Annotated in this window: 24 protein-coding genes; 13 read left to right on the top strand and 11 right to left on the bottom strand. The window is 72.9% G+C overall.

Going from position 1 to position 26439, the window contains the following annotated elements:
* Positions 1 to 99 precede the first annotated feature (99 nt).
* From ACIP9H_RS21625 to ACIP9H_RS21610, 4 genes are all read left to right on the top strand, one after another.
* Positions 100 to 639 carry a DUF6643 family protein gene (locus tag ACIP9H_RS21625; RefSeq protein WP_401593943.1) on the top strand — a complete coding sequence of 180 codons (540 nt, stop codon included), beginning with the start codon at positions 100 to 102 and terminating at the stop codon, positions 637 to 639.
* Positions 640 to 706: 67 nt separating this feature from the next.
* A complete protein-coding gene (locus ACIP9H_RS21620; RefSeq protein ID WP_401593946.1) occupies positions 707 to 1543 on the top strand; it encodes an MOSC domain-containing protein in 837 nt (278 codons plus the stop codon).
* 138 nt (positions 1544 to 1681) lie between these two features.
* The gene (locus ACIP9H_RS21615) at positions 1682 to 2287 is read left to right on the top strand and encodes a hypothetical protein (RefSeq protein ID WP_401593948.1); all 606 of its coding nucleotides are present in this window, start codon (positions 1682 to 1684) and stop codon (positions 2285 to 2287) included.
* Between the two features lie 111 nt (positions 2288 to 2398).
* On the top strand, positions 2399 to 4837 hold the full coding sequence (locus ACIP9H_RS21610; RefSeq protein WP_401593951.1) for a right-handed parallel beta-helix repeat-containing protein: 2439 nt from the start codon (positions 2399 to 2401) through the stop codon (positions 4835 to 4837).
* On the opposite strand, the gene ACIP9H_RS21605 is transcribed toward ACIP9H_RS21610, so the two are convergent.
* Complete coding sequence (locus ACIP9H_RS21605) at positions 4807 to 7113, bottom strand: hypothetical protein (protein WP_401593954.1); 2307 nt, start codon at positions 7111 to 7113, stop codon at positions 4807 to 4809. The two genes, ACIP9H_RS21610 and ACIP9H_RS21605, sit on opposite strands and share 31 nt — an antisense overlap.
* Positions 7114 to 7395: 282 nt before the next feature.
* Here ACIP9H_RS21605 and ACIP9H_RS21600 point away from each other — a divergent pair, with 282 nt between their 5' ends.
* Positions 7396 to 8265, top strand: a complete 870-nt coding sequence (locus tag ACIP9H_RS21600; protein ID WP_401593957.1) for a DeoR/GlpR family DNA-binding transcription regulator — start codon at positions 7396 to 7398, stop codon at positions 8263 to 8265.
* Positions 8266 to 8304: 39 nt separating this feature from the next.
* Here ACIP9H_RS21600 and ACIP9H_RS21595 read toward each other — a convergent pair whose 3' ends face one another.
* From ACIP9H_RS21595 to ACIP9H_RS21585, 3 genes are all read right to left on the bottom strand, one after another.
* Complete coding sequence (locus ACIP9H_RS21595; protein ID WP_401593959.1) at positions 8305 to 9471, bottom strand: hypothetical protein; 1167 nt, start codon at positions 9469 to 9471, stop codon at positions 8305 to 8307.
* 136 nt (positions 9472 to 9607) lie between these two features.
* A complete protein-coding gene (locus ACIP9H_RS21590) occupies positions 9608 to 10987 on the bottom strand; it encodes a hypothetical protein (RefSeq protein WP_401593961.1) in 1380 nt (459 codons plus the stop codon).
* Between the two features lie 92 nt (positions 10988 to 11079).
* Positions 11080 to 12240 carry a PLP-dependent cysteine synthase family protein gene (locus ACIP9H_RS21585; protein WP_401593964.1) on the bottom strand — a complete coding sequence of 387 codons (1161 nt, stop codon included), beginning with the start codon at positions 12238 to 12240 and terminating at the stop codon, positions 11080 to 11082.
* Between the two features lie 102 nt (positions 12241 to 12342).
* Between ACIP9H_RS21585 and ACIP9H_RS21580 the strand changes: the two genes are divergently transcribed.
* Together ACIP9H_RS21580 and ACIP9H_RS21575 are read left to right on the top strand one after the other, a co-directional pair.
* Positions 12343 to 12654 carry a hypothetical protein gene (locus ACIP9H_RS21580; protein ID WP_401593967.1) on the top strand — a complete coding sequence of 104 codons (312 nt, stop codon included), beginning with the start codon at positions 12343 to 12345 and terminating at the stop codon, positions 12652 to 12654.
* 192 nt (positions 12655 to 12846) lie between these two features.
* Positions 12847 to 13398 (top strand): ATP-binding protein, encoded by a 552-nt coding sequence (locus tag ACIP9H_RS21575; protein ID WP_401593969.1) that lies wholly within the window; start codon positions 12847 to 12849, stop codon positions 13396 to 13398.
* Positions 13399 to 13465: 67 nt separating this feature from the next.
* On the opposite strand, the gene ACIP9H_RS21570 is transcribed toward ACIP9H_RS21575, so the two are convergent.
* The 3 genes from ACIP9H_RS21570 to ACIP9H_RS21560 are packed head-to-tail and all read right to left on the bottom strand — an operon-like array spanning position 13466 to position 17105.
* Positions 13466 to 16030: an ABC transporter permease gene (locus ACIP9H_RS21570; RefSeq protein ID WP_401593972.1), complete on the bottom strand. Its 2565-nt coding sequence runs from the start codon at positions 16028 to 16030 to the stop codon at positions 13466 to 13468.
* A complete protein-coding gene (locus ACIP9H_RS21565; protein WP_401593975.1) occupies positions 16027 to 16797 on the bottom strand; it encodes an ABC transporter ATP-binding protein in 771 nt (256 codons plus the stop codon). Before ACIP9H_RS21565 ends, ACIP9H_RS21570 begins: the two co-directional genes overlap by 4 nt.
* Positions 16794 to 17105, bottom strand: coding sequence for an SHOCT domain-containing protein (locus tag ACIP9H_RS21560; protein ID WP_401593977.1), 312 nt, complete (start codon positions 17103 to 17105; stop codon positions 16794 to 16796). The genes ACIP9H_RS21565 and ACIP9H_RS21560 overlap by 4 nt, the downstream gene beginning before the upstream one ends.
* Positions 17106 to 17253: 148 nt before the next feature.
* Here ACIP9H_RS21560 and ACIP9H_RS21555 point away from each other — a divergent pair, with 148 nt between their 5' ends.
* Positions 17254 to 18150 carry a DUF2797 domain-containing protein gene (locus tag ACIP9H_RS21555; RefSeq protein WP_401593980.1) on the top strand — a complete coding sequence of 299 codons (897 nt, stop codon included), beginning with the start codon at positions 17254 to 17256 and terminating at the stop codon, positions 18148 to 18150.
* Positions 18151 to 18167: 17 nt separating this feature from the next.
* Here ACIP9H_RS21555 and ACIP9H_RS21550 read toward each other — a convergent pair whose 3' ends face one another.
* Positions 18168 to 19391: an ROK family protein gene (locus tag ACIP9H_RS21550; protein ID WP_401593983.1), complete on the bottom strand. Its 1224-nt coding sequence runs from the start codon at positions 19389 to 19391 to the stop codon at positions 18168 to 18170.
* 17 nt (positions 19392 to 19408) lie between these two features.
* On the opposite strand from ACIP9H_RS21550, the gene ACIP9H_RS21545 reads away from it, so the two are divergent.
* The 4 genes from ACIP9H_RS21545 (at position 19409) to ACIP9H_RS21530 (ending at position 22410) form a co-directional block, all read left to right on the top strand.
* A complete protein-coding gene (locus ACIP9H_RS21545; RefSeq protein ID WP_401593986.1) occupies positions 19409 to 20653 on the top strand; it encodes an MFS transporter in 1245 nt (414 codons plus the stop codon).
* 81 nt (positions 20654 to 20734) lie between these two features.
* Positions 20735 to 21091, top strand: coding sequence for an SCO4225 family membrane protein (locus ACIP9H_RS21540; RefSeq protein ID WP_401593988.1), 357 nt, complete (start codon positions 20735 to 20737; stop codon positions 21089 to 21091).
* 47 nt (positions 21092 to 21138) lie between these two features.
* Complete coding sequence (locus tag ACIP9H_RS21535) at positions 21139 to 21885, top strand: maleylpyruvate isomerase family mycothiol-dependent enzyme (RefSeq protein ID WP_401593991.1); 747 nt, start codon at positions 21139 to 21141, stop codon at positions 21883 to 21885.
* Between the two features lie 57 nt (positions 21886 to 21942).
* Complete coding sequence (locus ACIP9H_RS21530) at positions 21943 to 22410, top strand: DUF4442 domain-containing protein (RefSeq protein WP_401593993.1); 468 nt, start codon at positions 21943 to 21945, stop codon at positions 22408 to 22410.
* Positions 22411 to 22445: 35 nt separating this feature from the next.
* On the opposite strand, the gene ACIP9H_RS21525 is transcribed toward ACIP9H_RS21530, so the two are convergent.
* Entirely contained in the window at positions 22446 to 22838 is a 393-nt protein-coding gene (locus tag ACIP9H_RS21525; RefSeq protein ID WP_401593996.1) for a MarR family winged helix-turn-helix transcriptional regulator, read from the bottom strand.
* Positions 22839 to 22924: 86 nt separating this feature from the next.
* On the opposite strand from ACIP9H_RS21525, the gene ACIP9H_RS21520 reads away from it, so the two are divergent.
* Positions 22925 to 24418, top strand: a complete 1494-nt coding sequence (locus tag ACIP9H_RS21520) for an MFS transporter (RefSeq protein WP_401593999.1) — start codon at positions 22925 to 22927, stop codon at positions 24416 to 24418.
* Positions 24419 to 24473: 55 nt separating this feature from the next.
* Here ACIP9H_RS21520 and ACIP9H_RS21515 read toward each other — a convergent pair whose 3' ends face one another.
* Positions 24474 to 25139 (bottom strand): response regulator, encoded by a 666-nt coding sequence (locus ACIP9H_RS21515; RefSeq protein ID WP_401594001.1) that lies wholly within the window; start codon positions 25137 to 25139, stop codon positions 24474 to 24476.
* Positions 25136 to 26413: a sensor histidine kinase gene (locus tag ACIP9H_RS21510; protein WP_401594003.1), complete on the bottom strand. Its 1278-nt coding sequence runs from the start codon at positions 26411 to 26413 to the stop codon at positions 25136 to 25138. Before ACIP9H_RS21510 ends, ACIP9H_RS21515 begins: the two co-directional genes overlap by 4 nt.
* Positions 26414 to 26439: the final 26 nt, after the last annotated feature.

Here is a 26439-nt window from a genome sequence, read left to right as displayed (position 1 = left end):
CTTTCGATCACAATCGGCTTCGCTGGTCACTCACTGCACATGAAATGACCCGCTAATCGGTCTCCCCAACCAGCACATCGTGGGCTTAACTTATGGGCTATGACCTCCCCCCGCGGTTCTTACGGCGGTGGCTACTACACGTCGCCGTTCTTTCCCGACACGCCCATCTACGACAGTCTTGTCGCGGAGCGGGGCACCCCCCAGATCGCGCCGATCCGCGTTCCGTCGGCCTACGACGTCGGCAGCAGCGTCGGCAGCAATCTCCCGGCCCTGCCCGCGGCGCCCCTCGCGCTGCCCGCCGGACCGTCCTCGTACAACCAGGCCCCGAGCGCGCCGCCCCAGAGCACGTACTCGGGCTACCAGGCGCCCGGCGGCTACCAGCAGCAGCCCCCGCTGCAGCAGGCGCCCGCCCCCTACATCCCGCAGCAGGCCACCGCTCCGCGGCCCGCCGCGTTCAACGGTGGCTACCAGCAGCAGCCGCCGGCCCCTCAGCAGTACCAGGGCCCGGCCGGCTACGAGCAGGCCCGTCCGGTCGCGCCGCGCCCCGTGCCCCCGCGCCAGATGGCGCCGGGCGGCTACGACGAGCAGCAGCCCTACCAGCAGCGCCGCAACCTCGGCCAGGGGTACTACCCGGGCTGACCGGGACGCCGGACGGCCGGTTCCCCGCCGACGGGTGGGTGACCGCGCCGGCTGGCACGATGGCGGCATGACGACGCCGACGCCGCCACCACGCCTGAGCGCACTGCACGTGTACCCGGTCAAGTCGACCGGGGGCGTGCCGCTGTCCTGGGCGACGGTGGAGCCGTGGGGGCTCGCCGGGGACCGTCGGTGGATGCTCGTGGACGCTGCGGGGAAGTTCGTCACGCAGCGGGAGCAGCCCCGGCTGGCCCTGGCACGCGCGGAGTCGCTGCCGCAGGGCGGGTTGCTGCTGCACGCCCCGGGGCAGGACCCGTTGACCGTGGACGTGCCCGACCCGGGGGCGACCGCGCCGGTGACGATCTGGCGCGACAAGGTGGAGGCCGTGGCCGCGGGGGCCGCTGCCGCCGCCTGGTTCGGCGCTTACCTGGGCATGGAGGTCACCCTTGTCCATCTCGACGACCCGGCCCGGCGGCGCCCGCTCGACCCGGACTTCGCCCGCCCCGGGGAAACGGTGAGTTTCGCGGACGGGTTTCCGCTGCTGCTGACCACCGAGGCGTCGCTGGACGCCCTCAACACGCTGATAGCCGCGGGCGATCACGCGAACGAGGGGCCGGTCCCGATGAACCGATTCCGCCCCAACGCCGTCCTTGCGGGTACCGAGGCATGGGCGGAGGACACATGGCGGCGTATCCGTATCGGGGAAGTCGAATTCCGTGTCGCGAAACCGTGCGGGCGCTGTGTGGTCACCACAACGGACCAGCGGACCGCGAAGCGCGGCAAGGAACCCCTGCGGACGCTCGCCCGGCACCGCAGGGCCCCCACGGGCCTGCTGTTCGGACAGAATGTCGTACCCCTCGGAACCGGAACACTCCGGGTCGGCGACGCGTTGACCATCATGGAGTGATGCGCGTCACGTACCCGTGGCGTGGTCCGGGCGTCCGAACGGACGGACCGAGCGTGGGATGGCTCTCTCCGGCCGGTTCGGTGCCACACATGTCCCGTGCCGTGTGCGGCACTTGGACGGTGAAGGGGGTGCGTTGCGATGGCCGTGAGCATGCTGGCATGGCGCTGGCGGCGTAATCCGCTGCGCCGCCGGTCGGATGTCTTCGAGTCCTGGGCGGCGCTCGCCTCCGCGTGCGTGATCGCACTGGGCGCGCCCGCCGCCGGCTGGGCCGCGGGAGCCGCCGTCGGCAGCACCTTGAGGGACACCGTGCGCAGCGAGCGTGCGCAGCGCACCCAGCTCCCGGCGGTGGTGCTCAGGGCCGGTCCCCGCGCGGTGTCCGACAGCGACCCGGAGTCCGGCCAGGTGCGCGAGGAGCGCCGCCCCGCCGTCGTCCGCTGGACCGCCGCCGACGGCCGGGCCCGCACCGCGCACGTCCTGATCGCGGCCGACCGCGGCAAGGGCGACCGGATCACCCTGTGGACCGACCGGGCCGGGCGGGCGCCGGCTCCGGCCCCGCTGGACGCCGGCACCGCCGACACCCACGCGACGCTCGCCGGGATCGGCACCTTCATCGCCGCCTGCGTTCTGGGGCTCATGGCACGCCAGGCACTCCTGTGGCACCTGATGCGACGACGCCTGGTGGAGTGGGAGCGCGAGTGGGCCGCCGCCGGACAGAGCTGGGGACGGGCCGGCGCCGGCGGCTGACATATCCGGCAGGTGATCCATCTCCATCTCGGTGCTGACGGGCACCCGGCGCACGCTACCGTGGAGGCCCCCAGGTCGGCGCAGCGCAAGAGGACGGGGCACAGCATCTCCATGGCACAAGGCGTGGTTCAGGTGACGCATACCAGCAGCTCACGGTGGCGCCGCCGCACGGGAGAGTACGAGAGCCTGGCCGCCGCCCTGGAAGCGGCCGCCGACGGTGACGTGCTGTCGATCAACCCCGGCACCTACCGGGAAAACCTCGTCGTGGAGAAGGCCATAACGCTGCGCGGAGCCGAGGGCGCCGGGTCGGTGCGCATCGCCCCGCCCTCGGGGGTCGCGCTCACCGTGTGTGCGTCGGCGACGGTCCAGGACCTGTCCGTCGAGGGCCAGGACATCTCCGCCGCCGCCCTGCTGATCGAGGGCTCCGCCACTCCCGAACTGTCCGGACTGCGCGTCAGCACCCGCTCCGCCGTGGGCATAGAGGTCCGCGGCGGCGCACGGCCCACCGTGCGCCGCTGCACCGTGGACAACCCCGCCGGGCTCGGCATCAGCGTCCTGGAGGCGGCCTCGGGCGGCCTCTTCGAGGACTGCGAGGTCGTCGCGGCCGGGCAGAGCGGCGTCTCGGTGCGCGGAGGGGCCTCCCCCCGCCTGGAGCGCTGCAGAATCCGCAACACCTCGGGCGCCGGGCTGGCGCTGACCGGTGAGGGGACCACCGCCGAGGCGATCGGGTGCGAGATCTACGAGGTCAAGGGCACGGGCGTGCAGGTCGCCTCCCGCGCGGCCGGGCACCTCACGGACTGCCAGGTGCACCGCACCACGGGCGACGGCATCACGCTGGACACCGACGCCGTGCTGACCCTCTCCGACTGCGACATCCACGACATCCCCGAGAACGCCATCGACCTGCGCTCGCGCTCGGTGCTCACGCTCACCCGCACCACGGTGCGCCGCTTCGGCCGCAACGGCCTGTCCGTCTGGGACCCCGGCACCCGCGCCGACGCCAACCAGTGCGAGATCCACGACAGTCAGGGCGACTACCCGGCGGTCTGGGTCAGCGACGGCGCCGCGGCCGTCCTCGAGTCCTGCCGCGTCCACGACGTGCCCGACGCGCTGTTCGTCCTGGACCGGGGCTCGCGCGCCGACGTCGTCGACAGCGACATCACCCAGGTCCGCAACACGGCCGTCTCGGTCAGCGACGGCGCCACCGTGCAACTGGACGACTGCCGCATCCGCGAGGCCTCCACCGGCGCCTGGTTCCGTGACCACGGCAGCGGCGGCACCCTCTCCGGCTGCACCATCGACGACACCGCCACGGGCGTCATCGTCACCAAGGGCGCCGACCCCTCCATCGACCGATGTGTCGTCACCAACCCCGCCGAGGCGGGCTTCTACGTCTCCGCCGGAGGGCGCGGCACCTTCACCGGGTGCCGCGTCACGGGCAGCCGCGGCTACGGCTTCCACATCATCGACGGGTGCCGCTCCGTCCTCACCCGCTGCCGCACCGAGCGTTGCGCACGCGGCGGTTACGAGTTCGCCGAGCCCGGCCCCGTCACCGAGGACTGCACGGGCGACCAGAGCGGCGAACTCGGCACCCCCGCCGAGACCACCCCCTCGGCCGGCTCGCCCGCCGCCGAACGGCAGCCCGCGACGCAGTCCTTCGGGCTGCTGGGCGGTGTGCCGGTGCAGCCCACCTTCACCACGCCCGCGTCCTCGGCGCCCGCGCCGCCGGCTCCCGACAGCCGGCCCTCGGAGGAGGTGCTGAGCGAACTCGACGCCCTGGTCGGCCTGGACAGCGTCAAGCGCGAGGTGCGCTCGCTCATCGACCTGATCGCCGTGGGCCGCCGCCGCCAGAAGGCCGGGCTCAAGGCACCCTCCCCGCGCCGGCATCTGGTCTTCACCGGCTCCCCCGGCACCGGCAAGACCACTGTCGCCCGTCTCTACGGGGAGATCCTGGCGGCGCTCGGCGTCCTGGAGCGCGGGCACCTGGTCGAGGTCGCCCGTGTCGACCTGGTCGGCGAACACATCGGCTCCACCGCGATCCGCACGCAGGAGGCCTTCGACCGGGCACGCGGCGGCGTGCTGTTCATCGACGAGGCCTATGCGCTGGCTCCCGAGGACTCCGGGCGCGACTTCGGGCGCGAGGCGATCGACACCCTGGTCAAGCTGATGGAGGACCACCGGGACGCCGTGGTGGTGATCGTGGCCGGCTACACGGCGGAGATGGAGCACTTCCTGTCCGCCAACCCGGGTGTCGCCTCCCGCTTCTCCCGCACCATCACCTTCGACGACTACACGCCCGTCGAACTCCTGCGCATCGTGCAGGCGCAGGCCGAGGAACACGAGTACCAGCTCGCCGACGACGCCGCCGAGGCGCTGTACAAGTACTTCACCGCCATCCCCAAGGGCCCGGCGTTCGGCAACGGACGCACCGCCCGGCAGACCTTCGAGGCCATGGTGGAACGCCACGCCGGCCGTCTCGCCCAGGTGAGCGAGCCGAGCCACGAGGAACTCCAGCTGCTCTACCCCGAGGATCTGCCGCCGCTGCCCTGAGCCTGCGCGGGCACCACCTCCTTCTGATGCTCGGAGACCCACGTGAGCAGGGCGCCGCGCTCCGCGGCGAAGGCGGGATCGGCCTGGTAGTCGAAGTGCGTCAGCAGCGGTGCGGGCAGCGGATGTTGCTCCGTACGCCCGTACGCCGCCGGGTCCGCCAGCGGCCCGCGGTCCACCGGCGGCCCGGGGTCGTCCAGGTGCACCGGGCCGCCGATCGGGTCGGTGCTGCGCCACAGGTTCCGCCACGCCTGGAGGTCTCGGTGGAGCGCGGCCAGTGCCTCGGGGCCGAAGTACGCGGGGAACCACCGCCCGTACAGCCGTGACAGGGGCGAGCCGTACGTCAGCAGGGCTATCCGCCCTCTGGTCGCCGGATCGAGCTGCCACACCGCGGCCGCGGCCAGCACGCTGCCCTGGGAGTGCCCGGAGAGGATGATCGGGCCGCGGTGCGCCTCGGTCCAGGTCGTCATGCGCCAGGTGAGGTCGGGGACGGCCCGCTCGGCGTAGCAGGGCGGGGAAAAGGGGTGCGCCGCGCGTGGCCAGAAGGTGCCGACGTCCCACAGGATGCCGATCGTGCGGCGTGCCCCCGCGTCGCGATAGGCCCTGCGGCCCAGCGCGATCAGGGCGACCACACCGGCGCCCACCAGCCAGGAGCCCAGGGCCTGGGCGGTCTGCGCCGCCGTGCGCACCATGTCCGGGGCGCCGTGGCTCGCCTGGCCCGGGACCGCGTCGCTCAGCCACGCCCCGGCGAGCGCGCCCGCGCCGAGCAGGAAGGACACCGCTCCGGTGACCCCGATGAAGACCGATGCCTGATCGGTGAGTTCGGCCCGGGCCCGGGCCGTCGCGATCTGCCGGGTGCGCGCCGCCTCGTGCTCCTCGCCCGGGTAGTCCGCTTCGACGCGGGGCATCAACTCCCGCACGCGGTGCCACAGACGACGTGCGGTCAGCACGACGACCAAGGCCAGCACGAGGAGCAGCACGGGGATGACAGCCGCCTGCCAGGACAGCACCACCGGGGGCCCGGCGACGGTGCTGCCCGCGGCGCCGGGCATCCCGCCCCGGTCGAGCCAGTCCGCCACGCGCTGGGCGATGCCCCCGCTGAGCACCCCGCCGAGCGCGCAGGCCAGCAGTGCCACAACGGGGCCCGCGAGCCCGCTCAGTTCCCCCTGCCCGCCTCCGGCCCGGTGCATCCGGTGGGAGACCGTGCCGAGGACCGCCAGCAGCAGCATCTGGAGCAGCGCCAGCCAGGCGAAGGCGTCCCCGACGGGGAGTCTGCCGGTGGAGATCCAGCCCGGGCGGTGCCAGCAGGCGTACAGGGCCGCGGTGAGGACCGCGGCGGCCGTGCCGCCCAGCATCGCCCGGGCCAGCCGCGGGTCCAGCGCCTCGTCCGGCGCGTGCTCACTGCGGCCCATCCCGCAGGTCACCGCGACCACGGCCACCGTCAGCCCGGCCAGGCCCCCGGTGAGCAGCCATCCCAGGGAGGCGAGGACCGGGCCGCCCCGCGGTGCCATGTCGTGCTGGAGGGCGGGCACCACGAGCGCGACCGCGACCGTCAGTAGTCCCGCCGCGGTGTGCGCGGCCCGCAACCGGGCCACCAGCCGCCGCCCGTACCAGAAGCCGCGCCGGGACAGCGGGGTGACGTCGGCATCCGCCGGCGGCGCCTGGGCCGTCGGCGGGAGCGGCAGCGGGCGCTGGGACTCGTACGCGTACCAGGTGTGCCGGGAGAGCCACCAGAGCAGGAGTGTGAGGCCGACCGGCAGCGCGGCACCCGCCGCGACGCGCCGCCCCGGCTCACCGCCCGCGAGGAAGGACAGCCAGCTCTTCCCGCCCACGCACGCCGCGTTGCCCGCGCACTGCCAGGCCACCAGGTCCATCGCGACCTCGCAGGCCGCGGCCACGAGCAGCACGGTCAGCGTGAGCGCGAGCAGCCGCATGAGCACGTCGTAGGCCCGGTCCAGCCGGCCGTGGTCGACCGGTGGGCGCATCCAGTGGGCGAGATTGACGACCATGAAGGGGAGCAGCAGCAGCCACAGGGCGCGACTGCCGTCCCCCGAGGTCAGATTGCACCAGGAGTAGGCATCGGGGACCGGGGCGTCCCTGTAGTCGCCCGGACGGCTCTCGGCGTCGGCGTCGTCGGCGCGGCGGTAGATCCCGGCGGTGTCGTCACCGCAGACCCGCGTGATCCGCGGGTCGTTGAGCATCGTCTGCGGCGTCGTGCCCCCGACACCGTGCACCAGCAGTTCGAGCGAGAGCTCGGCTTTTACCGCATCCGACCGCATCGCGATCGCCTCCCCGTATTTTCACGTACTTTCCCGTACTTTCCCCGTTATGCGTGTACGGCAACGCGCGTACTCAGAATCGGGCACGCGTACGCGAATTGGACAGGGGTATGTCCCGATCCCACCCGATCGAGTTACGCGCGTTGTGTGTGTGACCCGTCACGCCGAGCCACTCGCCCCCACGTACCGGTGCGCGGGCGTGGAAGGATGGCGAGTCCGCCGGTGCCCGGACAGGCCGGGTGCGGACGGCGTGGGACCTCGGAGGATGGGACGGGACCTGGGGTGAGCGACAACCAGAACCTGCTCGCGGAACAGCGGCGCGCGCTGATCCTGGACGAGGTCCGGCGGCGCGGCGGGGTCCGGGTCAACGAACTGACCCGGAGACTCAACGTCTCCGACATGACCGTCCGCCGCGATCTCGACGCGCTCGCCCGCCAGGGCGTGGTGGAGAAGGTGCACGGCGGCGCCGTCCCCGTCGCGCCCGCCAGCAGCCACGAGCCCGGCTTCGAGGTCAAGGCCGGACTGGAGCTCGGGGCCAAGGAGGCCATCGCGCGCGCGGCGGCCCGGCTGGTCGTGCCCGGCAGCGCGATCGCGCTCTCCGGCGGTACGACCACGTACGCACTGGCCCATCATCTGCTCGACGTGCCCGACCTCACCGTCGTCACCAACTCGGTGCGCGTCGCGGACGTCTTCCACTCCGCGTCCCGGGGCACCGGGACGGCAGGGGGCACCCGCGAGGGCGCCGCGACGGTCGTGCTCACCGGAGGCGTGCGCACGCCCTCCGACTCACTGGTCGGCCCGGTGGCCGACCAGGCGATCGGCTCGCTCCACTTCGACCTGCTCTTCCTCGGGGTGCACGGCATCTCCGTCGAGGCCGGCCTGTCGACGCCCAATCTCGCCGAGGCCGAGACCAACCGGCGCTTCGTGCGCTCCGCGCGCCGCGTGGTGGTGATCGCCGACCACACCAAGTGGGGCACGGTGGGCCTGAGCTCGTTCGCCACCCTTGAGGACGTGAACACCCTGGTCACCGACGCGGGCATCCCCGAGGTGCTGCGCGCCGAGATCTCGGAGCATCTCTCGCACCTGATCGTGGCCGGGGAGCCGGAGGGTGCCGATCGCCCCGCGACGGACGGTCACGGCGACAGCGCCTGACGGACGGTCGACCGACGATCGGCTGCCTTCCGTGCCGCCTCAGGTCCGGGAGGTGCTCAGGCAGCCCTCTTCCTGGCCCGCATTGATGTCCCTGCTGCGGTCGTAGGGGTCGACGGGCTCGCCGGTCCCGCGCCCGCCGGAGCCGGCGCCGGCGCGGGCATCCGAGGCGAACAACGGGTGCAGGAAGCCGTCGTCCACAAAACAGGCGGAGTTGGACAGTTCCTGGTTGTACTCGGCGATGTACAGCTTCCCCTTGGTGACCTGGAACCGCGTGGGGTCCGGCACCTTGAAGTCGATCACGCGCCGCACGATGGTCCGGGCGACCTCGCGTGAACCGCCCTCGGCCTTCACCAGCGGATAGACGAAGGTGTAGTCGGCGTGGAGCGCCAGTTCCCGGTCCTCGCCCTCCCGGAAGGTCATGCGGCCGCGGGTCCGCACGGCGTCCTCCACGACCCGCACCTCCGAAGGATCGAAGCGGGTGGCGATCCACAGCGGGTCGTGCTTCTTGTCCGGCTTCTTGAAGGCCTGGGCGTACAGCGAGTGAATGGACGTCTGTCGCGGATCGACGGCCGCGAGCGCGGCCGCGGGACGTGCCCCCCGCAGGGTGGCCGGGTCGACATTGGCGCTGACCAGAAAGGCCTTCGCCTGCTCCAGTGACGCCGCGACCTGCTCGCTCGTCATCCAGCCGACCGCCTTGGCCTTGGGGGGCACGATTCCCGCCGCACCGTGCGCATAGCGCTCGGCGGGGGAACCCGCGAACGGCTCGTCGAGCGTCGCCGCGCCCACCACCGGCCGTTCGGACGGCGGGGCGGTGGGGCGGGCGGTCTCAGGCGGCAGCGGTCCCAGGCCGGAGGAGTCCGACCCGCCACCGCGCAGCCACGACAGCGCGGCGCCCGGGTTGAGCAGGACGAGCAGCACGGCCACCGCGACCAGGACGCCGAGGATGCCGAGTCCCCTGCGCCGCCTGGGCCTGCGCACTTCCTCCGTGAACGGATCGGGACCGGCACGCCACGCCTCGGGCTGCGCCTGCCGCGCGGCGGACTTCGCGCCGCGGCCACGGCGCTTGGCCTCCCGTGCGACCAGGGCGTCCTGCTGGCGCAGCCGCTCGGTGACCATCCGGGCCCGGGCGGACGGCTCCTTGGGCGCGGAAGCCCTGATGGACGCCTCCGTGTCACCGACGAACCGGTCCCACACGTCATCGGGCACGGAGGGTATGTCGTCAGGATTCGGAGGGGAGGCGTTCACCGGTGCTCGTCCAAACAAAAGAAGCCGAAAAGGTCAGAACTTTTTATCGACGAACACACGTTCCCCACAAGCGCCGACGATGATGTTCGCCCAGGCTTCACCTGTACTCCGCCAGTCGCGGACGGACACCCGCCACGACGAGCACCGCGGCGAGTCCCAGCGCCCCCAGCGGGATCGCGGGCCAGCCGTCCAGCTCCGCATGGGCCTGCGAGGTGCGGGTGACGAAGTCGGCCTGCTGCGCCTGCGTGAGCCGCTCCAAGGTGGTGGCGAAGTCCCAGAAGTCAAAGCCGACAGTGTTGCCCCCGACATTGGTCAGGACTTCCACGGCACGGGGGAGCTCGTTGCCGGCCATCAGGTTCCGCAGTTCCTTGTCGTCCGCCCGGAAGTGGCCGTACCGCGTGAAGACGTCGGTATAGGCGGGCCGTTCCGCGGCCGAGGCGTACGTGCCGGGTGCCAGCAGCCCGTCCAGGTTCTTCAAGAGGGAGTCCAGTTCGGTGCGCCGCACGGGATCGGCGTCGTTGACCACCCAGCGGCTCTGCGCGGCGGCCGACTCGGCCGCGACGGCCCGCGCCTCGGCCAGCCGGGACCAGGGCCGGAGCCCGTCCGACACACCTGCCTCCAGGTCGTCGGCGGCGGACGTGAAGGACACCACCCCGGCGAGGGCCACGGCCAGGGCCGCCGCGGTGGCGACCACGAGCGCCGGGTTGAACAGACGGCGGTGGCGGCGGGCCAGATCGCGCTGCCACCACAGCAGGATCAGCACGGTGAGCAGTCCCAACCCGCCGACGGTGAGCGCGGAGCGCAACGCCGCGTCCTTGGCCGCCCGTGCGGCGTCCCCGGCCTTCTCGTCGTAGGCCTTCGCCAACGCGGCCGCTTCGGGAAGCAGCTGACTGTGCATGATCTCGCCCGCCTCGGCGGAGAAGTCCAGGGCGTCCCGCGGAGGGTGGCCGGCCTGGCGATCGGGCTGCCTCTCGTCCAGGTACGCGGCACGACCGCTGGCGTCGTCGTAGCGGCCGAGCGCGTTCAGGAGGTCGCGCACCTGGTTCGCGTGCGTGTCGTCGCCACCGAGCTGCCGCAGCAGGTCGCTGATCTCGGCGCGGCGCTCATGGGCGGTGATGAGTGCGACCAAGCGGTTGCCGACCACGGCCTCCTTGTCGTTGGGGTCGAAGCCGGGCACCAGCTGGTTGGCCCGCTGCGCGTCCAGGTCGGCCAGGCAGAAGCGCAGTTCGGCGGCTGCGGACGCACGCTGCGCCGAGGCGTCGCGCAACTGCTCCGCGTCGGACCGCACGGCGAGGGCTCCGACCACCGTGGCCACGCAGAGCGCGACGAGCGCGGCCAGCGACACGCAGGCCTGCACCACCAGTCGCACCGGAGGGGGCATACGACGACGGCCGTCGCGGGTGGCCACCGCGGGAACCGCCCCGGGGGCGGAGGACGCCGGGACGACCGCCGGAGGTGCCGCCTGAGAGATCGTCATACACGGAAACTAAGAGCGCACGGGGAAGGGAATACGGAACTCCGGCGGCGCCCAGGTGACCACGACGTCACAGAACGGAACGGACGTAAGCCTCAGCCCCGCCAGACGCCCGTGGCGAGGAACGCTTCCATGGTGGCGGAGTACGGCGCGATGTCGAGCCCCTGTTCGGCCAACCACGCGTCGGAATAGTACTTGTCCAGGTACCGGTCGCCCGGATCGCAGATAAGGGTGACGACGCTGCCCGTGCGGTGGGCGGCGACCATCTCTGAAACGATCTTGAAGGCGCTCCACAGTCCGGTCCCGGTCGAACCGCCCGCCTTGCGTCCGATGGCCGCCGCCAGGGTGCGCACCGCCGCGACCGACGCGGCGTCCGGCACCTTCATCATCCGGTCGACGGCACCCGGAACGAAACTTGGCTCCACCCTGGGGCGGCCGATGCCCTCGATGCGCGAACCGCGTTCACAGGCAACGGAGTCGTCGCCGCTCACCCAGCCGTCGAAGAAGACCGAGTTCTCGGGGTCGGCGACGCACACAAGGGTGTCCAGTTGCATGTAGTGGACGTACCGCGCGATGGTCGCGGAGGTGCCACCGGTACCCGCCGTGGCCACGATCCAGGCCGGGCAGGGGTTCCGTTCCATCCGCAGTTGCTGGTAGATCGACTCCGCGATGTTGTTGTTGCCGCGCCAGTCCGTGGCGCGTTCGGCGTAGGTGAACTGGTCCATGTAGTGGCCGCCGGTCTCCTGCGCCAGGCGGGCGGACACCTCGTACACCGTGCGCGGATCGTCGACCAGGTGGCACTGCCCGCCGTGGAACTCGATGAGCCGCTGCTTCTCCCAGCTCGTGGTGCGCGGGATGACCGCGATGAAGGGCACCCCGATCAGTGCCGCGAAGTACGCCTCCGACACGGCCGTGGAACCGCTGGACGCCTCGATGACCGGCTTGCCCGGCCGGATCCAGCCGTTGCACAGGCCGTAGAGGAACAGGGAGCGGGCGAGCCGGTGCTTGAGGCTGCCCGTCGGGTGGGTCGACTCGTCCTTGAGGTACAGATCGATGCCCCACGCCTCGGGAAGCGGGAAGCGCAGCAGGTGCGTGTCGGCGGAGCGGTTGGCGTCGGCCTGCACCTTGCGCACGGCGTCTTTCAGCCAGGCCCGGTACGCGGGATCGGTGCGGTCCACGTCCAGCGTGGACGTCGGTGGCACGGCCGCTCCCTTGCCCGCGCCCGTCCCGTCGTCGCCCTGCTCGATGGTGCTCACCCGCTCGCCTTCCTTCCGTCCTGTGGTGCCGATCATAGGCAGCCCCTGGTGCGCGGCAGCCCGGGCCGGGCAGACTGCCTTCGGACCGAGGAGGGGATCACCGTGGCCGAGGCGGAGTTCACCGCGACAGGAGTGCGCATCGGACGGCGCCTGCGCTCGCTGACCCGCGGCGGTCAGGTCCTGATCCGCGACGGCCGGCTGGTGCTGCTCACCAGCCGCGGCCGGGAGATCGACAGCGCCCCGGTGGAGGACGTGCGGGCCCTGACCACGCGCTTCGCCGTGAAGCGGCGGACCCTGGCCAGACTCAACGGGACCGGATACCTGCTCACTCTGCGCCAGCAGGGCGCCACTTCGGCCGGCCGCTTCATGGAAGCGCTGCACACGGCCCGACAAAAGGTCACCAACCGGCACTGACCCGGAACGGAATGGGACTCTCCGCGTACACGGAGTTGCGGACCGCATCCATCGGGGTGACCCTGTAGGGGCATCACGGAGTCACTGCAGCAGTCACTCACAGCAATCCCGCAAAGGTGTTCCCATTCCATGCGGGGCGGGGCACGGCCCCGGTCAAAGGGGCCGCGCTCTCCCGCGGAGGGAGTCGCAGCCGTGATCAGCACCGAAGGAAACCACCGGCAGTGCGCTCTGGAGCTGGAGGCACTGCCATCCCGGATCCAGCAGGTCCGCCGTATCGTGGCCGCCCAGCTGCGGTACTGGCGGTTGCATCCCCTGATAGACCCCACCTTGGTGGGTATCACCGAACTGCTCGCGAACGTCCACCGGCACGCCCGGCCGGACAAGCGCTGTTCCGTCGAGCTGAGCTTTGCGTCGGGGTGGCTCACCGTCGCCGTATCGGACAACGATCCGCGCCTGCCGCGCGTCCGTGACTTCGAACCGCTGGCCACCTGTGGCCGCGGCCTGGCCATGGTCGTCTCGATGAGTGACAGCTGGGGGACCGAGTCGCTGCCCGGCGGCGGCAAGGTGGTGTGGTTCACCCTGCGCGCGGAGACCACGGTCCCGGCGCGGCAGCACGCCGAGCCGACGGCGATGGCCGCACGCAAGCTCTCGCCGCGTGCGGAGACCGCCCTGCCGGAGCCGTCCGAGGACTGGACCCCCGAGGCCGGGCGCGAGGCCGCGGACGCCGTACCGCTGCTGGTGTGACCCACGCGGCCGCCGCACCCCGGGTGGGGCACGGCGGCCGTGGACCACGAGGTCGTCGCCCGCGGAGTCACTCCGCGGCGATGGCCCGGAGCACGTCCAGGCGGGCGGCCCGGCGGGCCGGGCGCCAGCCGGCCAGGACGCCGGCCACCAGCCCGACCAGCAGGACGACGGCGAGCTGCACCGGGGGCACCGCAAAAGCCCCGGTGCCGGCGCTGTCCGAGGCCCGCACCAGGGCCCAGCCGAGGAAGGCGCCGAGGGCCAGTCCGCCCGCGGTGCCGAAGGCCGCGACGAGCACGCTCTCCCAGCGCACCATGGCGCGCAGTTGTGCCCGCGTCTGGCCCACCGCCCGCAACAGCCCGAGTTCACGGGTGCGTTCGTGGACGGCGAGGGTGAGCGTGTTGGCGATGCCGAGCAGGGCGATCAGCACGGCCAGCGCCAGCAGGGCGTAGACCAGGGTGAGCATGATGTCGACGCCCGAGGCGGCGGAGTCCGCGTACTCCGCTCGGGTCTGCACCCGCGGGTTGCCGTAGCGGCCGGCGACCTTCGCGACCGCGGCCTTGCCCTCGTCCGTGGTGACGCCGCCCTTGAAGGCGACCGCGACGAGGTCGTCGGAATCCTGCACCTTGTGCGGCGCCCAGGCGGCGCGCGTGACGACGTAGTCGCCGGTGAGCCCTGTCTCCTGGTAGACCGCGCGCACGGTGAACGTCTGCCGGTCGCCGTCGGCGAACGTGAGCACCGTGGTGCTGCCCCGTGTCCAGCCGCGCCTGTCGGCCTCGTGGCGGGAGACCGCGATGCCGTCGCGTCCCAGGGCACCGAGCGAGCCGTCGACGGCGCCGAGGTCGAGGACGCGGGAGAGAGCGCCCGGGTCGGTGACGGTCAGCCGCCGCCCACCGCCGTCGACTTCGGCGACACCTTTGCCGAGCCCGACCGCGGTCGCCACTTCGGGGAGCGCGGCCACCGCCGGGGCGAGACCCGGGCTCAGACCGTTGGCCCCGGCTCCGAAGCCGGACGCCGTCACCGCGACATCGCCCGCGAAGGTGCGGGAAACGGTCTGGTCCGTGGTCGCCTTGAGCGAGGCGCCGAACACGGTGAAGAGCGACACCACCGCGACGCCGATCATGAGCGCGGTCGCCGTGGCCGCAGTGCGCCTCGGGCTGCGCAAGGCGTTGCGGCGTGCCAGCGCACCCGTCACACCCCTCAGCCGGGCCACTGGCGCTCCCAGGACCCGTACGGCGTAGGAGGAGGCGACGGGGCCGAGCACCACGAACGCCACGGCGACCGAGGCCGCGCCCGCCGCCGTGAGCCACACGTTCGGATCCGTCGCCCCCGCGACCGTCAGGGCGGCACCGGCGGCGCCGAGCAGTGCGCCCAGCGCGGCCCGGCCCCGCACAGCGCCTGAGTGGTCCGCCTCGGTCTCCCGCAGTGCCGCGAGCGGGGCGGTGCGACCCGCGCGGACGGCCGGCACCACTGCCGAGCCGGCGCAGACGACCAGCCCGACGGCGAACGGCACGGCCAGCGCGGCGGCGTGGACGACCAGCCCTCCGTCGGGGAACGGGAAGCCGACGGCGGGGAACAGCGCCTGAAGTCCGGCGGCGATGCCGATACCCCCGAGCAGCCCTGCCAGGGAGGAGACACAGGCAACGGCGACGGCTTCCGTGAGCGTCGCGCCGACCACCTGGCGGCGGGAGGCCCCGAGCGCCCTCAGGAGGGCGTTCTCGCGGGTGCGCTGGGCCACGACGATCGCGAAGGTGTTGTGGATGCTGAAGGTCGCCACCAGGAGCGCGATGCCGGCGAACACCGTGAGCAGCGTGGTGAACAGCGACAGGAAGCGGCCGGAGACCTGGTCGAGGTTCTCGTCGGTCGCCTGCTGTCCCGTGATGGCCTCCACGCCGGCGGGCAGTATGCGCGTCACCCGGTCGGCGAGCTGCCGCTGACCGACCCCCGGTCCGGCACGGACCTTGATGGCGGACGCCTTGCCGGGCCCGGGCATCAGATACCGCTCGGCGTCGGCCCGGGAGAGACCGGTGAAGGTGGTCTGCCCCATCCCGTCCTCACCGCCGAACGTCACCAGGCCCACGATCTTCACCCGAACGGGGTCCGGTGTGCGCAGCACCGTGGTGTCTCCGACGTGCAGGCCGCCCGTCCTGGCGGCTCCGCGGTTGACCACGGCCTCCCCGGCCGTCCTGGGGGCCCTGCCCTCGACCATGGCGTACGGGTTGAGTTCCGGGTCGTCGATCCAGTTCCCGGCGAGGGTGGGCGGGCCCTGCCCTCCGATCGGCTCCCCGTCGCCGCCGATCAGCTGTCCCGCGCCCTCGATGTCCGGGGCGGCGGCGGCCACGCCGGGTACGCCGAGCAGCCGTGCGGCGAGGGACGTGTCGACGGGCTCTCGTGTCCCCAGTCCCTCTCCCGCGACGGTCACGACGTCCGCACTGCGCACGACGACGGAGACACCCGTGTTGGCATTCGCGAACAAAACGCCGAAACTCGCCCTCAGGGTGTCGCCCATGACCATGGTGCCCGCGAGGAAGGCGACGCCGAGGAACACCGCCGCGAAGGTGCCCGCGAAGCGCCGTTTGTTCGCCCGCAAGGACGACAGACTCAGGCGCAGCGAAGCGCGCGCGGAACCGCTCACGACCCCGCTCCCTGGGCCATGGGCAGGCGGGAATCCGTGCCCCTGGTGCCGTCGAAGGCCTTCATCCGGTCCAGGACCTTCTGCGAGGTGGGGTCGGGCATCCGGTCCACCAGGCGTCCGTCCGCGAGGAAGACCGCCTCGTCGGCGTGGCCTGCGGCGACCGGGTCGTGGGTGACCATGACGACCGTGCGGCCCATCTCGTGCACGGCGCGGCCCAGCAGCCGCAGCACCTCCTCCCCGGAGCCCGAGTCGAGGTTCCCGGTCGGCTCGTCGGCGAACACCACGTCAGGGCGGCCGGCCAGCGCCCTGGCGAGGGCGACCCGCTGCTGCTGGCCTCCGGAGAGCTCGGCAGGGCGGTGGCGCAGCCGGTCACCCAGGCCCACGACGTCGATGAGTGCGTCCACCCAGGCGCGGTCGGGCCGGGCACCTGCCAGGTCCAGCGGGAGCGTGATGTTCTCCGCGACGTCGAGCGTCGGCACGAGGTTGAACGCCTGGAAGACGAAGCCGATCCGTTCGCGGCGCAGCAGCGTCAACTGCCGGTCGCCCAGGGTGCCGAGTTCCGTGTCGCCGATGAAGGCGCTGCCGGAGCTGAGGGTGTCGAGTCCCGCCGCGCAGTGCATGAGCGTGGACTTGCCGGATCCGGACGGCCCCATGATCGCGGTGAAGCGCCCCGCGGGGAAGTCGACGGTGACGCCGTCGAGCGCCCGGACCCGGGCGTCGCCCGAGCCGTAGAGCTTGACCGCGTCGACGACGCGGGCGGCGGTCATCGGTCGCCGCCCTTGGCGCCGCGGCCGAACTGCTCGTCCAGGACGGACAGACGGCGCCAGTACTCGTCCTCGTCGATCTCGCCTGAGGCGAACCGGCGCCCCAGGATCGCGATGGGCGAGTGCTCGGTGAGTGCGGCACGGGTGTGCCAGGGGCCGCTCCCGCGCCCGGACGTGCGCCAGAGGGTATGGCGCAGCAGGATGACGCCCGCGATGACGGCGGCCCAGATCAGCGGGAAGAACAGGATCCAGGGGCCGGGGCCGCCGCCGTCCCAGTGGTCGGCGAGCGGGATCAGTGCGGTGGTGTCCATGCGGACTCATCTCCTTGGTGACGGCGGATCGTGTGCCGTCACCGAGCCTGGTCGCCGGGGGCCGCCGGGTCGTCGTACGGCCAGCGGCACCGCGGCTACCCCCTGTGGAGTACGCCGGCTGTCAGTGGCTGCGCCTAGCATGCGGATCATGTGGCGGTGCGCAGGTCTGCGATGGCGGTCCGACGGCCCGGCCTGGGCGTGGTGGCACCCCGGGCACGGCGACCGGAGCAGTCCGGTGCGCCTGGGCGAGCCGCTGGCCCTCGCCGTGGAACCGGACGCGGAACGGCTGTGCCTCGGGGTGCGGCGGTCCGGCCGGTGGACGCCCTGCCCGCGGGCGCGGACGCTGCCGCCGCAGGCCCGGCGCGACCAGTGCGAGGAGTGCGCGGCGCTGGACCGCTCGCGGTCGGTGGCCGCCGACACCCGGCTGGACGACCCGCGGCCCTACGCGCTGTATCTGGCCTGGTTCGGGCCCGGGTTGTGCAAGGTCGGCATCACCGCCGCCGAGCGCGGTACCGCCCGGTTGCTCGAACAGGCCGCCTTGTGCTTCTCGTTCCTCGGCCGGGGACCGCTGATCGCGGCCCGGCGCGCGGAGTCCGTGCTCGGCACGGCCCTGGGCGTACCCGACCGGGTGAGCACCTCCGCGAAGCGCGCCGCCCGTGACACGCCGTCACCGCCGGACGTACGGCACGCGGAGCTGCGCGCGGTGCGCGAGGCCGCTTTCGCCGTGCCCGACTGGTGCGACACGCTGGCGCCGTGCCCGTTCGAAGTGGTTGACCACGCCGCCGTGTTCGGGCTGGAGCCTCGTCCGCCGCGCGCCGCGACGGCGGTGTCCGGCCTCCGCCCCGGCACCGCCCTCGTCGGCACCGTGGAGGCGGTGGCGGGCGCCGACCTCTACGTCCGGCTGCCGGAAGGAGCCGCTGATGTGGTGCTCCTGGACGCCCACTTGGCCGCGGGCTGGCCCCTCACGGCCGCGGCCCAGGGCCTGCCCACCCCGCCGATGCGGCCGTTGAGCCGGACGGACGAGCCCCCTGAGCCGCTGTTCTGACCGCCGCTCCGGCGGGACTATACGCCGAGGGCCGTCAGCGGGTCGTCGAGGACCGGCTGCCAGGCCAGTTCCGCCGCGCCGACAAGGCTGTTGTGGTCCAGGGCGCAGGCGAGCACCGGCACGCTGCCGCTGCGTCCCCACAGGCTGCGGTCGGCGATGACGGCCCGCAGACGTTCGGGGTCGGCGTCGAGCAGCGAACGGTGGAGGCCGCCGAGCAGGATCCGGTCGGGGTTGAGGACGTTGACCAGTCCGGCCAGGCCCAGGCCCAGACGGTCGATCAGAACGTGCGCGGCCCGGCGGACGGCCGGGTCCTCGTACTCCTCACGGAGCAGCGTGACCGACTGCTCGAGGAGCGAGACCTCCGGTCCGGGAGCCCGGCCCGCCTCCTCCAGGAAGGCCAGCGGGTCGACCTCGACGTCGAGGCATCCCCGGCTGCCGCAATGGCAGGCGCGCCCTTCGGGGTTGACCGTGAGGTGACCGACCTCCAGGGCGAGCCCCGCACTGCCGGTGTGCAGTTTGCCGTGCAGCACCAGGGCGCCGCCGACACCGCGGTGGCCGGTGGCGACCACCAGCAGGTGCTCGGCGCCGCTCCCCGCACCATGGCGGTGCTCGGCGAGCGCGGCGACGTTGACGTCGTTGCCGACGAAGCACAGCGGCGGCGTGCCCGCCGGTGCCGTGATGCCGCCGCGGGCGACCTGCTCCCGGAAGATCTCCAGCACCGGCGCACCGGCCGGCCACTCCAGGTGCAGCGGGTTGAGCGCCGTGCCCTCGGGCTCGGCGACCGCCGAGGGCACGGCGAGGCCGGCCCCGACACAGACCCGCCCGTGCTCGCTCAACAGCCGTGCGCCGGCCGCGACCACGTCGGCGAGCACATGGGCGGGATCGGCGGGCACGGCCATGGTGACCGGCGCCGTCGCGACGATGTGACCGCCCAGCCCGACGAGCGCGGCCCGGAATCCGTCGGTGTGGATCTGCGCGGCGAGCACGACCGGGCCCTCGGGGTTGACCGCCAGGCGGTGCGAGGGACGTCCCTGGGCACCCACCGGGCCGCCCGGCCGGGTGTCGACCTGGATCAGCCGCAGCGCCTCGAGTTCGGAGGCGACGGCACCCGCCGTCGCCCGGGTCACGCCGAGTTCGGCGGTGAGCACGGCGCGGGTGGGCGCGCGTCCCGTGTGCACAAGCGCCAGCGCGGGACCGAGCGCGCCCCGGCCTCTCTCCAACCTTGTCCGAGTCTGGGTCACAGTCCTATTCTCACTTTGTGCCGAGCGTAAACAAAATACGGAGCGTACTCGCCGGGCAAGATCACATCCCCACCCCGGCCCCTCTTCGACGGCTGCGCATCGCGCTGACGGCCTTCTTCGCCCTCGACGGCTTCGTCTTCGCCGGCTGGGTGGTGCGCATCCCGGCGGTCAAGGAGCAGGTGGGCGCGTCCGCCGGGGCGCTCGGCCTCGCACTGCTCGGCGTGTCGGCGGGCGCCCTGGGAACGATGATCCCGAGCGGCCGGCTGTGCCGGCGCTTCGGCGCGGGCCCGGTCACGATCGCCACGGCCGTCGTTCTGTCACTGAGCGTGGCGCTGCCCCCGATGACCCACTCCCCTCTGGCCCTGGGCCTGGTGCTGCTGCTCCTCGGCGTGGGCTTCGGCGGCATGAATGTGGCGATGAACAGCCTCGCGGTCGACGTGGTGGCCGCGTTGCGGCGCCCCATCATGCCGGGTTTCCACGCGGCGTACAGCCTGGGCGGGTTGATCGGTGCCTCCGTGGGCGGCCCGCTGGCCACTCATCTGACGCCGACGCAGCACCTGTACGCGGTCGCGGCGTTCGGCCTGGCGGCAACGGCGCTCCTCGGGCGGGCACTGCTCGCGTACACCCCGGCGGGACCTGCGGAAACCCCCTCAGGCGCAACGGCGACGGGCACACGCGACACGCCCGGCGCGAAGGGATCTCGCGCGCGCACGGCGTGGCCGGTCGCGGTGTTCGGGCTGATCGCCCTCTGCACGGCCTACGGCGAGGGCGCGCTCGCCGAGTGGGGCCCGCTGCACCTTCAGGACGATCTGCACACCGGACCCGCCCTGGCCGCGGCGGGCTACGCCGCGGTGACGCTCGCCATGACGGTCGGCCGCCTGTCGGGAACGGCCCTGCTGATGCGCCTCGGACCGACGCGCGCGGTCGTCATGGGCGGGCTGACGGCCTGCGCCGGCATGCTGGTCGCGGCCCTCGCACCGGCGGTGTGGCTGGTGCTGACGGGGTTCGCGCTGACCGGCCTCGGCCTGGCCAACATCTTTCCCGTGGCGATCGCCCGGGCAGGCGCCCTGGGCGGGCCGAGCGGCGTGGCGACGGCCTCGACGCTGGGGTACGGCGGTTTCCTGCTGGGTCCGCCGGCGATCGGCTTCCTCACCGACGCCTTCGGCCTGCCCGTCGCGCTGACCACGGTCGCCGCGCTCGCCGCGACGGCCGCCGCCATCGCGGGCGCGGCGCGGCACCTCGCGGGATCCGACGGAAACTGACGCATCATCTCCACCCACGGGGCCGCCGGCAGAGCCATCGTGGTGGGCTCTGTGGATCGCGCGCAGCCGCCTGGAGGAGACATGTCGATTCCTCACCGGCTCCGGGCAGCGGCCCGGTCGGTGTACCGAGAGCGCCTCTCGCGCGTGTACTTGGGCCTGGTGGCCGCGGCTTTGGTGTTCCTGCTGGTCGACACGGCCTTCGTCTCGCACGAGGACGCGACGCTGTCCGGGGTCTGGCTCGTGCTGCTGACCCTGCCCTGGATGCCCATGTTCTGGCGGTTGCTCGCCGCCGCAGGCGGGCAGGACGCGGCCGACGCCGCGTACGGCTGGGGCGGCTGGTGGACCGCCGTCCTCGCCGCGCTGCTCGCGGCCGTGCTGAACGCCGTGGTGCTGGGGATCGTCGCACGGGCCAGGAAGCGACGTCCGCAGCCGCGCTGACCGTCGTGCGGAGCCCCGTTGTCCGACCCCGGTGCCACAATCGCGTCATGGAGACTGCCGAGTTCATCGAGACGCTCCGGCGGAACGGCACGCTGCTGGCGGACGCCGCCGAGCGTGCCGGTCTGGACGCCGCCGTGCCGCCGTGCCCGGACTGGCGGGTGCGCGACCTGGTCCGCCATCAGGGGACCGTGCACCGCTGGGCGACCCGGTTCGTCGCCGAGGGACGGATGCGGCCGGAGCCGATCACGGCCGAGACTCCGGCGGACGACCGGGAGTTGCTCGGCTGGTTCAGGGACGGGCACGAGCGGCTCGTGACCGCGCTGGAGACCGCCCCGCAGGACCTGGAGTGCTGGTACTTCCTGCGGGCCGATTCCCCGCTCGGCTTCTGGGCCCGGCGGCAGGCGCACGAGACGGCCGTGCACCGCGTCGACGCGGAGATCGCGGCGGGCCGCGCCCCCTCCCCCGTCGACCCCGCCTTCGCTGCCGACGGCATCGACGAGCTGCTGACGGGCTTCCACACGCGGCCGAAGAGCCGGGTACGTACCGAGGCCCCGGGGACGCTCCGGGTCCGCGCGGTCGACCTGCCGGAGGGGCGGGCGGACTGGCTGGCCCGCCTCTCCGCGGAACCCCTGGTGGTCGAGCAGGCGGGCGAGGGGGCCGCGGACTGCACGGTGAGCGGCACCGCCGCCGACCTGTATCTCGCCCTGTGGAACCGGGCTCCGTACGAGAAGCTCCAGGTCAGCGGCGACATTTCGCTGGTGGCGCTGTGGCGGCGCACGGGGGCCGTCACCTGACGGACGCCGGCAGGCGCCGCATTACCGACGAGTAACTTCGCGTGCTACCGTCACCCCATGGCACGACGCTCCCTCGCACCCGCGACCCTTCGCCGCGCGATCAACTGGTGGCCGCCCTACCTCTTCGCGGGCATCCGGGTGCTCGACATCGCCGACGACTGGAGTTCGGCCCGGGTGCGGCTGCGCCTGCACCGGTTCAACCGCAACTACGTGGGCACCCACTTCGGCGGCTCGCTCTTCTCGATGGCCGACCCGTTCTGGATGCTGCTGGCGATGAACCGCCTCGGCCGGGACTACCTGGTGTGGCACCGCGCCGCCGAGATCGACTTCGTCTCGCCCGGCCGCGGTGACGTGTTCGCCGACTTCAAGCTCACCGAGGACCGTCTGGACGAGATGCGCGCCCTCACCGCGGACGGCGACAAGGCGCTGATGTGGTTCGAGAACGACGTCGTCGCCGCCGACGGCACGACCGTCGCCAAGGTGCGCAAGCAGCTCTACGTGCGACGCAAGCCCGCCGCCCGCTGAACGCCCGGGAACCGCCCAGGCAGACCCGCCGAGGGTCAGGACTCACCGAGGATCCGCTCCAGGACGGCACGCTGGAGGGGCCTGGCCTCTTCGTGGCGCACGCGCCCGGCGTCCGTCAGCCCGACCCGGACTCCCCGCCTGTCCTCACTGCAGATCCCCCGGCTGACCAGCCCTTCCTTCTCCAGCCGGCCGACCAGGCGGGACAGCGCGCTCTGGCTCAGGTGAACGCGGTCGGCGAGCTCCTGGACGCGGAAGGTGCAGTCCTCCTCCGGGCCGCCCTCCGCGAGGATGTCGAGCACCTCGAAGTCGCTCGCGCCGAGGCCCAGCTGGTGCAGTTCGCGGTCGAGCTCGCACGCGGTCCGCGCGTGCAGGGCAAGGACCTCCCGCCACCGCTCCACGAGCACATGCTCACTTTTCACGCCGGTCATGCGCGCAGGATAGCAGAATTCCACCATTCGATGTACACACATTAAATGCATTTGCATTTGATGCATGTGCATGTAGTCTCCTCGGCATGACCTCTCCCGACACCACCGTCCCCGGTACGGAAGGCCGCTGGAGCGCTCGCCAGTGGGGCACCCTGCTCGTGCTCTGCGCCGCGCTCTTCCTCGACGCCCTGGACGTCTCGATGGTCGGCGTGGCCCTGCCGTCGATCGCCCAGGACCTCGATCTGACCACCTCGTCCCTGCAATGGGTCGTCAGCGGCTACATCCTCGGCTACGGGGGCCTGCTGCTCCTCGGCGGCCGCGCCGCCGACCTGCTCGGCCGGCGCCGGGTCTTCCTGATCGCGCTGGGCGTGTTCGCCGCCGCCTCCCTGCTGGGCGGCCTCGTCGACTCCGGCGAACTGCTCATCGCCACCCGCTTCATCAAGGGCCTGAGCGCCGCGTTCACCGCCCCCGCCGGACTGTCGATCATCACCACGACGTTCCCGGAGGGCCCGGTCCGCAACCGGGCCCTCAGCATCTACACCACCTGCGGCGCGACCGGCTTCTCGATGGGCCTGGTGCTCTCCGGGCTGCTCACCGAGGTGGGGTGGCGCTGGACCATGCTGCTGCCCGCCCCCGTCGCGATCCTGGCGCTCGTCGCGGGACTGCGCCTGATCCCGTCGAGTCCGCGCGAGAAGGGCGCGGGCCGGGGCTACGACCTGCCCGGCGCCCTCACCGGCACGACCTCGATGCTGCTCCTCGTCTACACGGTTGTATCCGCGCCCGAGGCGGGCTGGAGTTCGGCGCGCACCCTGCTCTCCTTCGCCGCCGTCGCCGTCCTGCTCACCGCGTTCGTCGTCATCGAGCACCGCAGCAGCCACCCGCTGATCCGGCTGGGCGTCCTGCGCTCGCCGCAGCAGATCCGTGCCAACCTCGGAGGCGCCGCGTTCTTCGGCTCCTACGTGGGCTTCCAGTTCCTCGTCACCCAGTACATGCAGTCCCTGCTCGGATGGTCCGCGCTGCAGACGGCGCTCGCCTTCCTTCCCGCGGGCGGCCTCGTCGCTCTCGCCTCGACGCGCATCGGGCCGCTGGTGGACCGCTTCGGCACACCCCGCGTGATCGCCACGGGGTTCACCCTGCTCTTCGTCGGCTATGCGCTCTTCCTGCGGATCGACCTGTCCCCGGACTACGCCGCGGTCATCCTGCCCTCGATGCTGCTGCTCGGCGCGGCCTGCGCGCTGGTCTTCCCGTCGCTCAACATCCAGGCCACCAACGGCGTGCGCGACGAGGAGCAGGGCATGGTCTCCGGACTGCTCAACACCTCGTTCCAGGTGGGCGGCGCGATCTTCCTGGCCGTCGTGACGGCGGCGATCACCGCGGGCGGCGGGCACGACCCCGCCACTCCGCAGGCGGTGCTCGACAGCTTCCGGCCCGGACTGGTCGTCGTCAGCGTCATCGCGCTGGCCGGTCTGCTGATCACGCTGACCGGGCTGCGCCGCCGGGCCTCGTACGGGTTCGTCGTCGCCTCCTCCGACGGCTCGCGGAAGGCCGCCGGGGCCGAGCGGGTCTCCGTGGGCGACTGACGCCCGGAACACCGTCCGGACCCGCGCGGCGAACGGGGGCGCGGGTCCGGACGGCCTAACCGAGCCAGCCGGGCCGTACCAGGCCGGACTCGTAGGCCAGGACCACCAGTTGGGCCCGGTCGCGGGCGCCGAGCTTGACCATGGTCCGGCTGACGTGCGTCTTGGCGGTCAGCGGGCTGACCACCAGGCGACGGGCGATCTCCTCGTTCGACAGCCCGATCCCCACCAGGGCCATCACCTCCCGTTCGCGCTCGGTGAGCCGTTCCAGCTCCGTCGCGGCCGCGGGTGCCTTGGAGCGGGCCGCGAACTCCGCGATCAGGCGCCGGGTCACCCCCGGCGAGAGCAGCGCGTCGCCGTCCACCACCGCCCGGACCGCGCGCACCAGTTCCTCGGGCTCGGTGTCCTTGACCAGGAAGCCCGAGGCACCGGCCCGGATGGCCTCGAAGACGTACTCGTCCAGCTCGAAGGTGGTGAGGATGACCACCTTGACCTGCGCGAGCGCCCGGTCCTCGGTGATCCGGCGGGTGGCCTCCAAGCCGTCCATGACCGGCATGCGGATGTCCATCAGCACGGCGTCCGGGGCCAGTTCGCGCACCAGTCGGACGGCCTCCGAGCCGTCGGGGGCCTCCCCGACGACCTCGATGTCGGGCTGGGCGTCCAGCAGTGCGGCGAATCCGGCGCGCACCAGCACCTGGTCGTCGGCGAGCACCACCCGGATCATCTGATCTCCTTGTCGTGGACGGCCGGCGCCGCGACGGTGTCGAAGGGCAGCCGGGCCAGCACCCGGAAGCCGCCGCCCGGACGGGGGCCCGCCGCCACGTCGCCGCCCAGCGCGGCGGCGCGTTCCCGCATGCCGAGCAGCCCGTTGCCGCCACCGGCCTCCTGGGACGGCGCGGCGGTCGCCGTGGCGGGGCCGTCGTCGACGACGCACAGTTCGATCTCGCGCGCGCGATGGACGATCGTGAGCCGCGCCCCGCGCGACCCCGAGTGCCGGATGATGTTGGTCAGCGCCTCCTGGACAATGCGGAAGGCCGCGAGGTCGACGCCGGGAGGCAGGGGGACGGCGGTTCCCTCGCGCGTCACTTCGACGCCGAGTCCGGCGCCGGCCGCCTGTTCCAGCAGTTCCGGCAGGCGGTCCAGGCCCGGCGCCGGCGACCGGGGCGCCTCTCCCGGCGCCCGGAGCGTGCCGAGGACCTGGCGGACCTCGCCGAGCGCCTCCTTGCTGGCAGCCTTGATGGTCGTGAGGGCCTGGCGTGCCTGTTCGGGGCGTTCGTCCATGAGCGCGAGGGCGACACCCGCCTGCACATTGATCACCGAGATGCTGTGCGCCAGGACGTCGTGGAGTTCACGGGCGATCCGCAACCGCTCCTCGTCGGCCCGCCGGCGGGCCTCCTCGGCCCGTTCCCGTCGCTCGCGCACATAGCTCTCGCGGCGCAGCCGCCACAGCTCGGCCACGGCGAGGATGGCCAGCAGCCACGCCGCCGCGCCGGACACCTGCGCCCATGAGGCCCGGTGGTCCCCGCTGGGCGGCAGATAGCGGTAGAGCCACAACGTGACGAGCACGTAGGCCGTGTAAAGGCAGGCCGCCACGACGAAGACGGAACGGCGCCGCCCGGCGGCCACAGCCGAGAAGTAGGCGGCGACGACGCTGAGGAAGACCGGCCCGTAGGCGTAGCCCGCGGCGAGGTAGACCAGCGTCACCGCGGACACGACGGCGGCGACCACGACGGGCGCGCGCCGGCGCCACAGCAGGGCGATGGGGCCCGCGAGCAGCAGCGGGTAGCCGAAGTGGTCCAGCGGGACATGACCGGTGCCGTTGTGCGAAGCGGCGGTCGTGCCGACCACCTGGACGAACGCGAGGACGACCGACGCGATCCAGGGGCGGCGCGGCAGGCCGTCCCCGCCGCCGCGCCGCGGGTCGTCCTGGCGGGCCCACGGCGGACGCCGGCGGAGGCTGCCGCCGGACGGCGTGTGTCCGGCTTCGTCGTCGCTCATGCCGCCACGCTAGAACGGCGGGCCGG

Origin of the sequence: Streptomyces sp. NPDC088732, assembly GCF_044751205.1 — a bacterium.
Taxonomy (GTDB): domain Bacteria; phylum Actinomycetota; class Actinomycetes; order Streptomycetales; family Streptomycetaceae; genus Actinacidiphila.
The sequence above is the reverse complement of the archived record's forward strand: the minus strand, read 5'-3'. Positions and strand labels throughout refer to the sequence as shown.

Excerpts from the sequence above, each read along its gene's own strand:
- ACIP9H_RS21625 (WP_401593943.1), top strand. The coding sequence starts at position 100 with ATGACCTCCCCCCGCGGTTCTTACGGCGGTGGCTACTACACGTCGCCG.
- ACIP9H_RS21535 (WP_401593991.1), top strand. The coding sequence starts at position 21,139 with ATGGAGACTGCCGAGTTCATCGAGACGCTCCGGCGGAACGGCACGCTG.
- ACIP9H_RS21590 (WP_401593961.1), bottom strand. The coding sequence starts at position 10,987 with ATGACGATCTCTCAGGCGGCACCTCCGGCGGTCGTCCCGGCGTCCTCC.
- ACIP9H_RS21610 (WP_401593951.1), top strand. The coding sequence starts at position 2,399 with ATGGCACAAGGCGTGGTTCAGGTGACGCATACCAGCAGCTCACGGTGG.
- ACIP9H_RS21615 (WP_401593948.1), top strand. The coding sequence starts at position 1,682 with ATGGCCGTGAGCATGCTGGCATGGCGCTGGCGGCGTAATCCGCTGCGC.
- ACIP9H_RS21620 (WP_401593946.1), top strand. The coding sequence starts at position 707 with ATGACGACGCCGACGCCGCCACCACGCCTGAGCGCACTGCACGTGTAC.
- ACIP9H_RS21525 (WP_401593996.1), bottom strand. The coding sequence starts at position 22,838 with ATGACCGGCGTGAAAAGTGAGCATGTGCTCGTGGAGCGGTGGCGGGAG.
- ACIP9H_RS21540 (WP_401593988.1), top strand. The coding sequence starts at position 20,735 with ATGTCGATTCCTCACCGGCTCCGGGCAGCGGCCCGGTCGGTGTACCGA.
- ACIP9H_RS21510 (WP_401594003.1), bottom strand. The coding sequence starts at position 26,413 with ATGAGCGACGACGAAGCCGGACACACGCCGTCCGGCGGCAGCCTCCGC.
- ACIP9H_RS21520 (WP_401593999.1), top strand. The coding sequence starts at position 22,925 with ATGACCTCTCCCGACACCACCGTCCCCGGTACGGAAGGCCGCTGGAGC.
- ACIP9H_RS21530 (WP_401593993.1), top strand. The coding sequence starts at position 21,943 with ATGGCACGACGCTCCCTCGCACCCGCGACCCTTCGCCGCGCGATCAAC.
- ACIP9H_RS21565 (WP_401593975.1), bottom strand. The coding sequence starts at position 16,797 with ATGACCGCCGCCCGCGTCGTCGACGCGGTCAAGCTCTACGGCTCGGGC.
- ACIP9H_RS21605 (WP_401593954.1), bottom strand. The coding sequence starts at position 7,113 with ATGCGGTCGGATGCGGTAAAAGCCGAGCTCTCGCTCGAACTGCTGGTG.
- ACIP9H_RS21515 (WP_401594001.1), bottom strand. The coding sequence starts at position 25,139 with ATGATCCGGGTGGTGCTCGCCGACGACCAGGTGCTGGTGCGCGCCGGA.
- ACIP9H_RS21555 (WP_401593980.1), top strand. The coding sequence starts at position 17,254 with ATGTGGCGGTGCGCAGGTCTGCGATGGCGGTCCGACGGCCCGGCCTGG.
- ACIP9H_RS21560 (WP_401593977.1), bottom strand. The coding sequence starts at position 17,105 with ATGGACACCACCGCACTGATCCCGCTCGCCGACCACTGGGACGGCGGC.